We start from the raw sequence: 14,416 nt of genomic DNA, 5'->3' as shown, positions 1-14,416 counted from the left end.
AACTACGCTTTGAACCGCGATTCACCGGGTTGCCGCTGCCGCGCGCTTGGGTGAGAAGCAAGGCGTGGGTGCGGGTGGCGCCCTGTCAGTTCAACAAATTAGATCGAACCGCACCAGCGACCGCAAGTCGCAGTGTAGCGGCAATGAGAAGGGGCATTTGTGCGCAAGCTTGGCATTATCGGCGGGATCAGCTGGACTTCGACAGCGCTCTATTATGAGCAGATCAACAAGGCCGTGGCTGCTCGCCTGGGTGGCCTACACAGCGCACGGCTGGTTATCGACAGCCTCGATCTGGCCGAAGTCGCCGCCCTGCAGCAGGCCGAGGACTGGACGGCGCTTGGACAAGTCGGGTCGGAGGTCGCCAATCGTCTCATCGGCGCCGGTGCCGAGGGCCTGATCATGGCCAGCAACACGATGCACCGCATCTATCCTGAGGTTGCGGCCGCCGCTGGATCCGCCCCCGTCCTTCACATCGGCGACGCCGTTGCCGACCGGCTTGCCGTTGATGGCGTCCAGCGCGTGGCCTTGCTCGGCACCCGGTTCACCATGACCCAGCCCTTCGTCCGCGAGCGGATCGAAGCCCGTGGTATCCAGCTGGCAGCCCTCGATCCGCAATGGACCGTCGAGGTCGACCGCATCATCTATGAAGAGCTCGCCGCCGGACGCGTCGTTCGCGACAGTCAGCGCAAGCTCAAGACCCTCATTACCGAGCTCGGAAAGAAGAAGGTCCAGGCGGTCGTGCTCGGCTGCACCGAGCTGGTGCTGGCGGTCGATACCCGCGCCAACGTGCTGCCCGTTTACGACAGCACGGCGATCCACGCCCGGGTCGCGGCCGAATGGATGCTCGACGAAGCGGAGCAGGTGCGCGCCGCGGCCTGAGCGCGGACTCTCGTAAAGCGGGCCGGTCTCGCCTAGATATCGGGTCATGAACCGCACTCCTGCCGACCGTCCCGCACACCCCCGGGCGGCCGAGCGTTTCAACGAGGACAAGGCGACCTACACGGTGAAGGGCGGGGGCGAGGCCCCCGACCTCGAAGCCGGCGTCGCTGCGATCCGCAACGTATTGAAAACCTTGCCTCCTCGTCCCGGCGTCTATCGGATGCAGGACGCCAAGGGCGATGTCCTCTATGTCGGCAAGGCAAGGGCGCTCAGGCAGCGGGTAACCAGCTACACGCAGGTCGGCCGACTGTCGAAGCGGCTCCAGCGAATGGTCGCGCAGACTCGCTCGATGACCATCGTGACGACCCGCACGGAGGCCGAGGCGCTGCTGCTCGAAGCGCAGCTGATCAAACGCTTTCGACCACCCTACAACGTGCTGCTGCGCGACGACAAAAGCTTTCCCTTCATCCTGCTGCGGGAAGACCACGCCTATCCGCGCGTCCAGAAGCACCGTGGCGCGAGGCGGGTGAAAGGACAGTATTTTGGACCCTTCGCCAGCGCCGGCTCCGTCACCCGAACGCTGAATGCCCTGCAGAAGCTGTTCCTTCTCCGCAGCTGTTCCGACAGCTTCTTCCAGAACCGTTCGCGGCCGTGCCTGCTCTATCAAATTCGTCGCTGTTCCGCCCCCTGCGTGGGCCGCATCAAGGAAGGCGCGTATCGAGAGCTGGTTGACGATGCGAAGAACTTCCTCGCCGGCAAGTCGACGAACGTCCAGTCGCGTCTCAGCAAGCTGATGGCGGAGGCCGCTGAGAAACAGGATTACGAGCTCGCGGCCGTTTACCGCGACCGCCTGCGCGCTCTGAGCTACATTCAAGGCAGCCAGACGGTGCATGCCGAGGGGCTGGGTGACGCCGACATCTTCGCACTCGCCTGCAAGGGCGGCCACATGTGCATCCAGGCCTTTTTCATTCGCGGCGGTCAGAATTGGGGTCATCGCAGCTTTTTCCCGGCGCACACCAGCGATGTGCCCGAGGCGGAAGTCCTGTCGTCGTTCCTGGTTCAGTTCTACGAGGACATGCCGCCACCCAAGCGGGTGCTGGTCGACCGCGACCTGCCTGAGACGGAGCTGCTCACCGAGGCCCTGTCGGCGCGGGCCGAACGCAAGGTGGTGATCGAACGCCCGCAGCGCGGCGATCGGCGCAAGCTGATGGAGCAGGCGCGGCGCAATGCCGAAGAGGCACTCGACCGCCGCCTCGCGGAAAGCACGACCCAGGGCAAGCTGTTGCGCGAGCTCGCGGACGCCTTCGAATTGCCCGATGTGCCCAAGCGCATCGAGGTCTATGACAACAGCCACATCATGGGCACCAACGCCACCGGTGCAATGATCGTCGCCGGGCCGGAAGGCTTCCGCAAGAACAGCTACCGCAAGTTCAACATCAAGTCGGCCCAGACGGACGATGACTTCGGAATGATGAAGGAAGTGCTTCAGCGGCGCTTCGCCAGGCTGGAAAAGGACGACCCCGATCGGCAGAGCGGCGAATGGCCCGATCTCCTATTGATCGATGGCGGTCGCGGCCAGCTCAATGCGGTCATGGAGATCATGGAGGATGCCGGTGTCCACGACGTCCCAGTGGTAGGCGTCGCGAAGGGGCCTCATCATGGGCGCGAGGGGAGGGAGATATTCCACTTGCCCAATGGTCGCGAGCTGACCTTTCCAACCAACGCACCGCTGCTCTTCTATCTTCAGCGCCTGCGGGACGAGGCGCACCGCTTCGCCATTGGGACCCACCGGGCCAAGCGCGCCAAGAGCCTGACCACCTCGTCGCTAGATGAAGTTCCCGGAATCGGCCCGAACCGGAAGCGCGCCCTGTTGATGCACTTCGGTACGGCCCGAGCCGTGAAGGGTGCGGCGCTGGAAGACCTGGAACGCGCGCCAGGCATCAGCAAAGGCACGGCGCGCCTTCTCTACGACTATTTTCACCCCAACGGATGAGGTTTACCGCCACCGCCATCGTCCTCGCGCTCCGGACGCACGGAGAGCATGGCGCGGTCGCTCGGCTGCTGACGGAGGCACATGGTCTCCAGGCTGCCTATGTCCGCGGTGCGCGCGGCAGGCGTATGCGCCCGGTGCTCATCCCTGGAAACCTGGTGGAGGCGCAGCTTAGCGCCCGTACCGACACGCAATTGCCCCAGGCGGCGCTTGAGCTGCTTCACAGCCGCGGCCCGCTGTTGACCGAGCCGTTGCCGGCCGCAGCGATCGAATGGGTGACCGCGCTGACGGCCACCGCCCTGCCAGAGCAGCAGCCTTATCCGCGCCTTTACGAGGCGCTGGGAGGGCTATTGGACGCTATCGAGGCCGCGCCCTCTGCCAGCGGCTGGGGCGGCGCGCTTGTTCGCTTCGAACTGCTGCTGTTGGCCGAGCTCGGTTTCGGTCTCGACCTGGAGCAATGCGCGGTGACCGGCCAATCCGGCGAACTGGTCGCCGTGTCGCCGCGGTCGGGCAAGGCCGTTAGCGCCGGTGAGGCGAAACCCTATGCCGACCGGCTGCTGCGATTGCCCGCCTTTGTCCGCACCGGAGGACCAGCCTCGCTGGACGATGTGATCGCCGGTCTCGCATTGACGGGTCACTTTCTCGCTCGCGACGTCCTGAACGAGCGGGCCGACGTGCTTAATGAGGGTCGAGCCCGCCTCGTCGACCGCTTGCGCCGGGCCGCAGGGCAGGCCTAGGGTCGGCTCATGTCTGCGTTCGACACGATGGCCGTCCTCTTCCCGCATGAAGCGCAGACCCGCGGCGTCACCGTCCGGGTCGCGGTCTCCTATCTTGCGGAACAGTCGGCACCGGCCAGTGGCCGCTGGTTCTGGTCCTACCACATCCGGATCGAGAACGGTTCCGGCCGCAGCGTGCAGCTGCTCTCGCGCCACTGGAAGATTACCGACGGCCGCGGCTCCGTCCATGAGGTCCGGGGAGAAGGGGTGGTCGGGGAGATGCCGTTGGTCGCGCCGGGCGCCAGCTTCGATTATGTGTCCGGCTGCCCGCTGTCCACGCCGACCGGCAGCATGGAGGGCAGCTACCGGATGGTCGATGAAGACGGCTCCAGCTTCGACGTTGCGATTCCACGTTTTTCGCTGGTTGGTCCGGCCTGAGGCCAGCCGTGCATATTTTTACCATTGGTTACGAAGCGGCCACGATGTCGGACTTTATTGCCGCCCTCGAAATTGCCGGCGTGCGCCGGGTGATCGACGTGCGCGCGCTGCCCCTGTCGCGCCGCCCAGGCTTCTCGAAGACGCCCCTTAGCAATGCGCTGGCGGAAGCCGGCATCGACTACTCTCATCTTCGCGCGCTCGGCACGCCGGCCGCCGGACGTGAGGCGGCCCGAAAGGGGCGGCAGGCGGAGCTTGAGCAAATCTATGCCGGCCAGCTTGAGCTGCCGGAGGCGATTGCCGCCGGCGCTCAGATGCTGGCACTTGCAACCGAGGCGCCGAGCGCCTTGCTCTGCTTCGAGCGGGAGCCTGCCGGTTGCCACCGCGCATTGCTGCTGAAGTGGGTGGCCCCCGATGCGAAGGTCACCCACCTTTTCCCATAGGTTCTAGACTTCGGCGGGCTCGGAGGCCTTGGTCTCATTTTCGATCAGCTTCTCGATGTCCGGGATTGGCCGCCCGCTCATCTCCTTGTTGATCGTGCACATCACCCGCTTCTCGACTTCCTTGTGGAGTTCCTTGCGCAGCACGCCCAAGGCCTTGGGCGGAGCGATGATGCATAGCTGATCGAAATCATTCTTCAGCGCACGGCGGCGAAGTTCCTCGGCCGCTTCCTTGACCCAGAGATCCTCTTCCTGCTGTTTGAAGTCGGTTTCTTCCATGCTGTCGCGGCCATGGCCGGCGCTTGGAAAGGAGCCGCCGGCCGCATCGGTCTTAAGGTCGCGATCGAAATCAGCATCGTCGCGCTCGTCGTGCGCTTCCGTGCGCAAGTCGATCTGGTTTTCATCGCCCTGGTTGCGGAAGAAGAGCATCTTCCGGCCATCGACGACAAGCACGAGCGCGTTATTGGGAATGGGCATTCCGGTCTCCTTGTATGACCAAGGAAGAACGTGCTTCGGACGCCGCCCGTTCCGCTAATCGCCGTTCGCTTCGTCGCCTTCCGGACTCTCCATGACCGGATCCGCGGGCTTATCGAGCTCCTGTTCCCCAGTGCTTGCGCCGTCGTCCGGAGCGCGCTCGTCATCCAGCCCCTCGACCTCGACCTCGTCGCTTTCATCGATCTTGGCGACGGACACAACGTGCTCGTTGTCCGCGACTTTGAAGATGGTTACGCCTTGCGTGTTCCGCCCAGCGATGCGGATCGAGCCGACGGTGGTCCGGATCATCTTGCCCTGATCGGTCGCAAGCATGATCTGCTCGCCAGGCTTTACTGGGAAGCTCGCCACCACTCCGCCGTTGCGAGCCGAGGTATCGATATTGGTAATGCCCTGACCGCCGCGGTTGGTGCGCCGGTACTCATAGGCGCTGGTCCGCTTGCCATAGCCGTTCTCGGTTACCGTCAGAATGAACTGTTCGCCCTCCGCCATTTCGGCAAGCCTCTCCTCGGGGAGCGCGCAATCGGTTCCTTCGCGCTCACGCCAGGGTGGGCAGCAAAGATAGGCTTCGCGCTCTTCCTGAGTGGTCCCGACCCGGTGCAGGATCGACATGGAGATGACCTGGTCGTCGCCCAGCAGCCGCACGCCACGCACGCCGGTGGAGGTGCGGCTCTGAAACTCGCGCACGTCCGTCGACATGAAGCGGATCGCCTTGCCGTTGCGGGTCGCAAGGAAGACATCGTCTTCCTCCGTCAGCAGGGCGACGCCGATCAGCCGATCGGTCGTATCCTCGGCCTCGCCTTCGTCACCGTTGTCGGAGGTCGCCTCGCCAACTGCAAAGCGCATCGCGATCTTGCCCGCCGTGGGCACATTGCGGAAAGAATCCATGCTGTTGCGCCGGACCGTTCCGTGGGCCGTCGCGAACATCAGGTGAAGATTGCTCCACTCTTCCTCGTTCTCGGGCAACGGCAGGACGGTGGTGATGACCTCACCTGCGGCGAGGGGCAGCAGGTTGATCATCGGCCGCCCCTTGGCGGTTGGTCCGCCTTCGGGCAGGCGCCACACCTTCATTCGGTAGACGCGCCCGAGATTGGAGAAGAACAGCACCGGATTGTGGGTGGAGGTCACGAACAGGTTGGTGACCGCATCCTCATCCTTGGTGCTCATTCCCGAGCGGCCCTTGCCGCCGCGCTTCTGCTCCCGGAAGACGGACAGCGGAGTGCGCTTGATGTATCCCGTCATCGTGACGGTCACGACCATCTCTTCGCGCTCGATCAGGTCCTCATCGTCGATCCCGTCGGCGGCCGCGGCGAGTTCTGTCCGGCGAGGCGTTGCGAATTCTGCTTCGACCTCGTCGAACTCTGTGCGCATCACCTCATACAGGCGAGCTCGGTTACCAAGGATTTCAAGCAGTTCACCGATGTTCTTGGCAAGCCCTTCAAGCTCGCTGCCGATCTCGTCCCGCCCGAGCGCGGTCAGCCTGTGAAGCCGCAGCTCCAGGATTGCCCGCACCTGTGTTTCGGACAGTCGGTAGGTTTCACCGGCCGCCTGGGGCTCCACCGCCTCGACCAGCTGAATGTAGCTGCGGATCTGGTCGCCGGGCCATTCGCGCGACAGCAGTTTCTCGCGCGCCTCCGCCGGGCTCGACGAGCCGCGGATCAGGCGCACCACTTCGTCGAGATTGGTGACCGCAATCACCAGGCCGAGCAAGATATGGGCCCGCTCGCGCGCCTTCAGCAGCTCGAACTTCGCGCGGCGGGTAATCACCTCTTCGCGGAACTTTACGAAGCTCTCGATGATGTCGCGCAGCGTCAGCGTTTCCGGGCGGCCGCCGCGAATCGCCAGCATGTTCGCCGGGAATGACCCCTGCGCCGGCGTGTGCCGCCACAACTGATTGAGCACCACCTCGGGCGTTGCGTCGCGCTTCAGCTCGATGACGATCCGAACGCCTTCGCGGTTGGACTCGTCGCGAATGTCGCTGACACCCTCGATCCGCTTGTCCTTGGCGGCTTCGGCAATCTTCTCGACCAGCGCGTTCTTGCCCTGCTGGTAGGGGATTTCGGTCAGCACGATGGAGCGCCGCTCGCCGCGGCCTTCCTCGACCTTGTAGCGGCTCCGCACCACCACCGAACCGCGGCCGGTCGTGTAAGCGCTGCGGATCCCCGCCTGGCCCAGAATGAAGGCGCCGGTCGGGAAGTCCGGTCCCTTCAGATGCTCCAACAGCCCTTCGGAGGTGACGGTCGGATCGTCGATATACGCCCGGCAGGCCGCCAGCACCTCGCCAAGGTTGTGCGGCGGAATGTTGGTGGCCATGCCGACTGCGATGCCGCCGGCGCCGTTGACGAGGAGGTTGGGGAAGCGCGCGGGCAGCACCTGCGGCTCGCGCTCGCTGGCGTCGTAGTTCGGCTGAAAGTTGACCGTATCCTTGTCGATGTCGCCAAGCAGGAAGTTGGCGACCTTGGCCAGCCGCGCCTCCGTGTAACGCATCGCCGCCGGTGGATCGGGATCCATCGAACCGAAATTGCCCTGGCCGTCGATCAGCGGCACGCGCATTGACCAGTCCTGGGTCATCCGGGCGAGTGCGTCGTAAATCGCGCTGTCGCCGTGCGGGTGATACTTACCCATGACGTCACCGACGATGCGGCTGGACTTGCGGTACGGCCGTCCGGCGACATAGCCCGCCTCCTGGCAGGCATGAAGGATCCTGCGGTGAACGGGCTTAAGGCCATCGCGCACGTCGGGCAGCGCGCGGCTGACAATCACCGACATGGCGTAATCGAGATAGCTGGTCTTCATCTCCTCGACGATGGAGATGGGGGCGATCGCATCTTCGCTGGGCGTGTCCGCCGGCGGTTGGGTGGCCAAGATCTATCCTGCTTTTCTGCTTGTCGTTACGCGCGGGAACCCGCTTCCAAGCGGCCTAGCAGTCCTCGCGTACGCGCGCGAGGCTTTTCATTGATCAGCTACGGACGAACAACGGCCGGTCAGGGGTCGAGCCGTCGGCTTCGAACCGCCAACCGTCGCCATCGAATCTTTCCAGCGCCTCGGGACTTTCCACCCGTTCCTCGCACACCCACCGCGCCATGCTTCCGCGCGCGACCTTGGCGGTGAAGCTCTGGAATTTCAGTCCGTTGGCCGTTTGTACCCGAAAGTCCGGGGCGATGACCCTTACCCGCCGCTTAGGCAGGTGAGGCCCGACCGCCACGTAATATTCGTTGCTGGCAAGGTTGAGGATGGTCTCGGACCCGTCCTGTTTCAGATCGGCAAGCACCGCTCGGGCAACCTTGCTCCCCCAGAAGTCGGTCAGCTTGCCGCCCTTGGGCGCCCAGACCGTCCCCATCTCCAGCCGGTAGGGGCGGATGGCGTCCAGCGGCCGAACCACGCCGTACAAGCCCGACAGGATGCGGAGGTGGTCCTGGGCATAACGGATCGTGTCTCCGTCGGCGCTGTTGGCATCGAATCCGCGGTACACGTCTCCGGCGAAGGCCCGGATGGCCGGGCGGCTTTCCGCCTTCCCATACCGCTTGAACCGCTCGGCATTGAGTTCGGCGAGGACAGGCGAGATATGCATCAGTGAGGACAGGTCCCCCGGCGACAGCTTCGCCGCTGCCCGCGCGATCCGGCGCGCCTCCGCCTCGAATTTTGGGACGGTCGGCGCCTCATCGAACGGCGTCTTGAAATCCAGGGTCTTTGCGGGGGACAGGAGAATGATCACGGCGGCAGCGGCTAGCAGGCCGACCAACCCGCCGTCAAAGCGACCGCGCGGTTCAACGGCACAAGCGGTTCAATGAGCGTTCAGCCCTCCGCCAGCATGGCGCTGGCGACCGGAGCCCGAGACGTTTATGGGCTCGAGCATCAATTCAACGGGTGTTCCGGCAATTGCGGACGCCTGCAATCACAGGAGTGTTTGAATGGCGATCAAGTCCAAGGCATGGTTGGCCGCATTGGCTCTCGGAACGGCTGCGGTACCGGCAATGGCGCTTGCCCAGGCCCCGGCTGCAGAAGCGCCAAAGCTCAAGATTTCACCGGGTGCCAGCAAGGCGGTTGCAGAGCTTCAGGCAGCAGTGAATGCGAACAACGTCACGGAAATCCCGGCCAAGCTCGCTGCGGCTCAGGCGGTCGCCAAGTCCGACGACGACCGTTACGCCATCGCTCACCTGCGGCTTCAGGCTGCGATCGCGTCGAAGGACCAGGCGGCGATCGCGGCCGCCGGCGATGCCCTGATCGCCACCGGCCGGGCTCCGGCCGATCTCGTCAACCGGCTTCGTCTGAGCGCGGCCCAGACCAGATACCAGGCGAAGGATTATGCTGGCGCTTCGGCCGCGCTCGAACCCATCGTCGCTGCCCAGCCCAACAACGCCGATGCGCTTGCGCTGATGGCCGACATCCGCAACCGCCAGAACCGGCCGGCAGAAGCGCTTGAAATGTTTCAGAAAGCGATCGCTGCTCGCAAGGCTGCCGGGCAAGCCATCCCCAAGGACTGGACCCAGCGCGCGGTCGCCATTGCGTACAAGGCCAAGCTTCCTTCGGCCGGCCAGCTGGCGCTCGACTGGGTCCGGCAGGATCCGACCCCGACCAACTGGCGGGACGCCATCACCATCTACGCGGAGACCAATCGGGTCGCCGACGCCGATCGCCTCGATGTGTACCGGCTGCAGCGCGCGGCGGGGGCACTCAAGGGCGAAAACGATTATTATGCTTACGCCAATGGTGCGTCGGTGAAGGGTCTTCCGGGAGAGGCGAAGGCCGTGATGGACGAAGGCTTCGCCGCCAACGCCATCAGCCGGAGCTCCGCCGCCTTCAGTCAGCTTTACCCCGCGGTCAGCAGCAAGGTGGCGGCTGACAGGGCCTCCCTCGCCGCGTCCGAGCGGAGCGCGCTCGCGGGCGCCGCTGCGCGGCCGGCGCTGGTGACCGGCGATGCGTACCTGGGCTATGGTGACTACGCCAAGGCGGCGGCCCTGTATCGCGCCGCGCTCGGCAAGAGCGGTGTCGACGCGAATGTCGCCAATCTCCGCCTGGGTATCGCCCTGGCGAGGAGTGGTGACAAGGCTGGCGCGAATGCCGCTTTCGAAAAGGTGGGCGGTCAGCAGAAGCCGGTTGCGACCCTCTGGCAGGCCTGGCTCGCGACCCGCGCTTGATCGTTTGATCGCGCCGTCCCGTTATGGGATAGTTAACCGAGCGCGACTTTATCATGAGTAAATCCCCGGCCTAGAGCGTTGTGAGGCTTCGCTTTCCAGGCCGGGGATTTCTCGATTGCGTTTCGACGACCGCCTTTCCACGGTACTGGGCCTTTCGGCCGAGGCTCCGCGCGACCGAGCGGTTCAATGGCGCCAGTTGGTCGAGCTCGTCGCCCGTGGGGGTCGGAGCACGGATCCCGCACTGCTCGGGCGCGCGCTTGACCGCATTGCCTTGCTCCGGCCCGAAGTCCCCGAAACCGTACGAGCGTCAGCCGCCCGCTCCATAGCCGCGCCCGACGTTCCCGCCGGACTGATCGCTGCCTTCGCCGCCGATCGCCTGGAGATCGCCGCGCCGTTACTGCGGGCCGCCGATCTCGACGTTGGCGGCTGGAACATGGTGCGGGGCCAAGCTTCCGCCGAAGTGCGGGAGTTGGTCGATGCGATATCGCCGCCGCCGCCAAGCGCCCGCCCGGCTCCGCCGCGACCGAGCCAGCCGCCCGCACCGACGTCGCCTCAAGCTGGCGGGCTGTTTCGATGGGAAACGGGTACGAACGGAGAAGTCCGCTGGGTCGAAGGCGTGCCCCGTGCCGCGGTCGTCGGACTCCAGCTCGCCCAGCGGGTGGGCGAGCCGTTCGCCTATCAGCTTCCATTCGGCGACGAGCCGATGGAAGTCGCCGATGAGGGCGCGATCGCCGGCGAATGGCTATGGACCGGCCGACCGCGTTTCGACGCCGCCACCGGTCGTTTCGAGGGCTATTCGGGCTTTGCCCGCCGTGAGGGCCATTCGAGCGAGAACAATGTCACATCCGGCGTTCTGGAAGCGCCGATCGATGGGACCAGTCTAAGAGAACTCATCCACGAATTGCGCACCCCGCTCACGGCCATCATCGGCTTCGGCGAAATCATTGAGGGGCAGTATCTTGGTCCCGCACACCGCGCCTATCGGACGCGCGCGGGGGAGATCGTGCGGCAGGCTCGGCGGCTGCTGGCTGCAGTCGAAGAACTCGATCTGGCGGCCAAGCTCGGTTCCACGAGGCAAGAATCTGCGACCGGTGGGGTCGCATTGGCCGATGCTGCTGCAGCGGTCCTCGCAGGTTTGAGCGAAACCCTGGAGCAAGCGCAGGTCAAGCTGGCACCGGACATCCGTAAAAGCGGTGAAAAAGTCGCTATCGATCCTGACGTGCTGACGCGGCTGCTTTCGCGATTGCTTCCGGCGGTGGTGGACGCGGCCTCCCCCGGGGAGCAGCTTGCCATCCTTACCGACCGGGTCGAAGGTCGGGAGGCGCTGGCAATCGAACTGCCCGCCGCTGCCCGCGGCGCAACCGAAGCGGAGATCCTCGACCCCGCATTCGGCGCTGGCACGAGCGACGGTCTTGGGCTTGGATTTTCTCTTCGGCTGGTCAGGGGTTTGGCATCGATCGCCGGGGGGCGGCTGCAGATCGGGGAGGGCAGGCTGATCCTGCTGCTGCCGCTGGCCGGCTCGGGCAAAAGCTAGGATTGGTGGGCCCGGAGGGATTCGAACCCCCAACCTGGCCGTTATGAGCGGCTGGCTCTACCATTGAGCTACAGGCCCCTGGGACAAGGCCACTAGCGTGCAGCATGACGCGCGGCAATCGTCGGGCTTTTCGGCGGGATAGGAACGGCCAGGAAGGCATTTTCCTTCCGGCGCGCTGGACGGGAGCCCAGTCGGGGCGGTAGCGCGGAAAACAGACGTAGCTTTCCGAGGCGAGCACAGCGCTTGTTCCCATATCTCTTCCTGTTCGGATTTTTCGCTACCGGCGCATTGCTGCAGCGGCGAACTGACCATGCGAGGGATAACCAGCCCTACCTGATGCTGTTTATCGGCGGCCTGCTGATCGCCGTCCTGATCGGGCTCCGCTACGAAATCGGGGCCGACTGGAAGACCTACGACATCTATTTCAAATATGCTGGCTACGCGGACCTCGACCGGGTCCTGAAGCTGAGCGATCCCGCTTACCAAGCTACCAACTGGATCGTGCAGCGAATGGGCCTGGGCATCTGGGGGGTGAACCTTATCTGCGGGGGGCTATTTGCCTGGGGCCTCGTCCGCTTTGCCCGTTCGCAGCCGGAACCCTGGCTGGTCATCCTGATCGCCGTTCCATATCTGATCACCGTCGTCGCGATGGGTTACAGCCGCCAGGCGGTGGCGATCGGGATCCTGCTTGCGGGACTTGGAACGGTCCTGCGAGGAGGATCGGCGATCCGCTTTGCCGCTTATGTCGCAGTCGCTGCCTTGTTCCACAAGACGGCGGTCGTGGTGCTGCCGCTCGTCCTGTTCGCCGGTGAGCGGAACCGACTGCTCACCGCCATTGCGGGCTTGGCGATCCTTGTCCTCCTCTACGACACGCTGCTGTCCGAATCCGTGGACGGGCTGGTCAAGAACTACATCGAGGCGGAGTATAATTCGCAGGGTGCCGCCATCCGCGTCAGCATGAATGTCCTGGCCGCTGCCGTATTCTTCTGGCGTTCGAAAGATTTCGGCTTTTCGTCGTACGAAGAACGCGTCTGGCGCTACTTCTCCTGGGCAGCGCTGGGATTGCTGGTGCTGCTGTTGGCGTTGCCGTCCAGCACGGCCGTGGACCGCATGGCCCTTTACATCTTCCCGCTTCAGCTCGCCGTCCTTTCGCGCGTGCCGATTGCATTCCCGCAGGAGGGATCCCGTCTTGCCGTGGTCCTGTACGCCCTCGCCGTGCTTCTCGTCTGGCTGAACTTCGCCGCCCATTCGCAATATTGGGTGCCTTACCGCTTTTACCCGTTTTAAGGCGGACCGTCGGTTGCGGGCGCGCGTTCAACCTGGCTAGGGGAGCTTCCCGGGCAGCTGATAAAATCGAGGGCGCAAGTTGAAAGGCATTATCCTTGCGGGCGGAAGCGGCAGTCGGCTTTATCCCGCCACGCTCGCAGTCTCGAAACAGCTGCTGCCGGTCTATGATAAGCCGATGATATATTACCCGCTCGGCGTGCTCATGCTGGCCGGCATTCGCGACGTGTTGATCATCTCTACCCCAACCGACCTTCCCAGGTTCAAGGATCTGCTGGGGGACGGGTCGGACTTCGGCCTGTCCCTTTCCTACGCCGAACAGGCGGCGCCCAATGGGCTGGCCGAGGCATTCATCATCGGTTGTGATTTCATCGGCGATGATCCGGTCGCGCTGATCCTCGGAGACAATATTTTCTACGGCGCTGGCCTGTCCGAACTGGTCAGCGAGGCTGCGACCCTAACCGGCGGCGCGCGCGTATTTGCCTATTCGGTGGACGATCCCGAGCGTTATGGCGTGGTCGAATTCGACAGGAACGGACTTGCCCTCAGCATCGAGGAAAAGCCGGAACGGCCACGCTCGCACTGGGCGGTGACGGGCCTCTACTTCTACGACAACCAGGTGCGCGACATCGCCGCCTCGTTGAAGCCGTCTGCTCGTGGCGAGTTGGAGATCACGGACGTCAATCGTGCCTATCTGGAGAAAGGCGAACTTACGGTAACGCGCCTTGGTCGGGGTCACGCCTGGCTGGACACCGGAACGCACGACAGCCTGCACGATGCCGGCTCCTTTGTTCGCACGATCGAGCACCGGCAAGGCCTCAAGATCATGTGTCTTGAAGAGATTGCACTCGATCATGGCTGGCTTGAGCCGCATCATTTAGAGGATCGGGCGGAGCGGCTCGGGAAGACCGAATATGCTCGCTATCTTCGTCGCCGCGCGCGGGAGCACGGCCTTGCTTGATGTCCGTGAAACCGGCTTGCCAGGCGTGCTGGAGATCGTGCCGACCCGTCATGGCGATGAACGCGGGTTCTTTTCAGAGGTGTGGAACGCGGCCTCGTGGGAAGAGGCGGGACTGCCGCCGATGTCCTGGCTGCAGGACAATCATAGCCGCTCCGCCAAAGGCGTGCTGCGCGGCTTGCATTATCAGCTGCCGCCGTTCGCGCAGGACAAGCTGGTTCGCGTCAGTCGAGGGGTGGTCTTCGACGTGGCACTCGACATCCGACGCAACTCACCCAGCTTTGGCCAATCGGTCGCGGTCACGCTCTCCGCCGATAAGTGGAACCAGCTATTGATCCCGGCCGGCTTCGCCCACGGCTTCCTCGCGCTGGAGCAGGGGAGTGAGGTCCAATACAAGGTCACGGCCAGGTACAGCGCTGCCCACGATCGCTCCATCCGGCCGGACGATCCAGCGATTGGCATCGAGTGGCCCTTGCCGCAGGACGAGTTGCAGCTGTCCGCGAAGGACAGGGCGGCACCTCTGCTGACCGATGCGGAGCTGTTCTAGGAT

Annotated in this window: 13 protein-coding genes and 1 tRNA gene; 10 read left to right on the top strand and 4 right to left on the bottom strand. The window is 64.3% G+C overall.

Features of this window, described 5'->3' with window-relative positions; all coding sequences use genetic code 11:
• The first annotated feature begins 159 nt into the window (after positions 1 to 159).
• From AC4GYS_RS10015 to AC4GYS_RS09995, 5 genes are read left to right on the top strand one after another with little or no spacing between them, the layout of a single operon-like run.
• Positions 160 to 879: an aspartate/glutamate racemase family protein gene (locus AC4GYS_RS10015; RefSeq protein WP_491108933.1), complete on the top strand. Its 720-nt coding sequence runs from the start codon at positions 160 to 162 to the stop codon at positions 877 to 879.
• Between the two features lie 46 nt (positions 880 to 925).
• Complete coding sequence (uvrC, locus tag AC4GYS_RS10010) at positions 926 to 2,872, top strand: excinuclease ABC subunit UvrC (protein WP_491108932.1); 1,947 nt, start codon at positions 926 to 928, stop codon at positions 2,870 to 2,872.
• Complete coding sequence (gene recO, locus AC4GYS_RS10005; RefSeq protein ID WP_491108931.1) at positions 2,869 to 3,606, top strand: DNA repair protein RecO; 738 nt, start codon at positions 2,869 to 2,871, stop codon at positions 3,604 to 3,606. The genes uvrC and recO overlap by 4 nt, the downstream gene beginning before the upstream one ends.
• Before the next feature lie 27 nt (positions 3,607 to 3,633).
• Complete coding sequence (gene apaG, locus AC4GYS_RS10000) at positions 3,634 to 4,023, top strand: Co2+/Mg2+ efflux protein ApaG (protein WP_491109401.1); 390 nt, start codon at positions 3,634 to 3,636, stop codon at positions 4,021 to 4,023.
• An 8-nt stretch (positions 4,024 to 4,031) separates the two neighbouring features.
• Positions 4,032 to 4,463 (top strand): DUF488 domain-containing protein, encoded by a 432-nt coding sequence (locus AC4GYS_RS09995; protein ID WP_491108930.1) that lies wholly within the window; start codon positions 4,032 to 4,034, stop codon positions 4,461 to 4,463.
• 3 nt (positions 4,464 to 4,466) lie between these two features.
• Here AC4GYS_RS09995 and AC4GYS_RS09990 read toward each other — a convergent pair whose 3' ends face one another.
• The 3 genes from AC4GYS_RS09990 to AC4GYS_RS09980 form a co-directional block, all read right to left on the bottom strand.
• Positions 4,467 to 4,937 (bottom strand): host attachment family protein, encoded by a 471-nt coding sequence (locus AC4GYS_RS09990; protein ID WP_491108929.1) that lies wholly within the window; start codon positions 4,935 to 4,937, stop codon positions 4,467 to 4,469.
• Between the two features lie 54 nt (positions 4,938 to 4,991).
• Positions 4,992 to 7,817, bottom strand: coding sequence for a DNA gyrase subunit A (gene gyrA / locus AC4GYS_RS09985; protein WP_491108928.1), 2,826 nt, complete (start codon positions 7,815 to 7,817; stop codon positions 4,992 to 4,994).
• 94 nt (positions 7,818 to 7,911) lie between these two features.
• Positions 7,912 to 8,667 carry a YaaA family protein gene (locus AC4GYS_RS09980; RefSeq protein WP_491108927.1) on the bottom strand — a complete coding sequence of 252 codons (756 nt, stop codon included), beginning with the start codon at positions 8,665 to 8,667 and terminating at the stop codon, positions 7,912 to 7,914.
• A 196-nt stretch (positions 8,668 to 8,863) separates the two neighbouring features.
• Here AC4GYS_RS09980 and AC4GYS_RS09975 point away from each other — a divergent pair, with 196 nt between their 5' ends.
• Together AC4GYS_RS09975 and AC4GYS_RS09970 are read left to right on the top strand one after the other, a co-directional pair.
• On the top strand, positions 8,864 to 10,090 hold the full coding sequence (locus AC4GYS_RS09975) for a hypothetical protein (protein WP_491108926.1): 1,227 nt from the start codon (positions 8,864 to 8,866) through the stop codon (positions 10,088 to 10,090).
• A 115-nt stretch (positions 10,091 to 10,205) separates the two neighbouring features.
• Complete coding sequence (locus AC4GYS_RS09970; protein ID WP_491108925.1) at positions 10,206 to 11,624, top strand: sensor histidine kinase; 1,419 nt, start codon at positions 10,206 to 10,208, stop codon at positions 11,622 to 11,624.
• A 3-nt stretch (positions 11,625 to 11,627) separates the two neighbouring features.
• Here the strand turns inward: AC4GYS_RS09970 and AC4GYS_RS09965 are convergent.
• A tRNA-Ile gene (locus AC4GYS_RS09965) sits at positions 11,628 to 11,702 on the bottom strand.
• A gap of 165 nt (positions 11,703 to 11,867) precedes the next feature.
• Between AC4GYS_RS09965 and AC4GYS_RS09960 the strand changes: the two genes are divergently transcribed.
• From AC4GYS_RS09960 to rfbC, 3 genes are all read left to right on the top strand, one after another.
• Complete coding sequence (locus AC4GYS_RS09960) at positions 11,868 to 12,911, top strand: EpsG family protein (protein WP_491108924.1); 1,044 nt, start codon at positions 11,868 to 11,870, stop codon at positions 12,909 to 12,911.
• Between the two features lie 79 nt (positions 12,912 to 12,990).
• The gene (gene rfbA / locus AC4GYS_RS09955; RefSeq protein ID WP_491108923.1) at positions 12,991 to 13,869 is read left to right on the top strand and encodes a glucose-1-phosphate thymidylyltransferase RfbA; all 879 of its coding nucleotides are present in this window, start codon (positions 12,991 to 12,993) and stop codon (positions 13,867 to 13,869) included.
• Positions 13,823 to 14,413 carry a dTDP-4-dehydrorhamnose 3,5-epimerase gene (gene rfbC / locus AC4GYS_RS09950; protein ID WP_491108922.1) on the top strand — a complete coding sequence of 197 codons (591 nt, stop codon included), beginning with the start codon at positions 13,823 to 13,825 and terminating at the stop codon, positions 14,411 to 14,413. The genes rfbA and rfbC overlap by 47 nt, the downstream gene beginning before the upstream one ends.
• The last annotated feature ends 3 nt before the right edge of the window (positions 14,414 to 14,416 follow it).

The organism is Sphingomonas sp. SP1 (assembly GCF_058313395.1).
The sequence above is the reverse complement of the archived record's forward strand: the minus strand, read 5'-3'. Positions and strand labels throughout refer to the sequence as shown.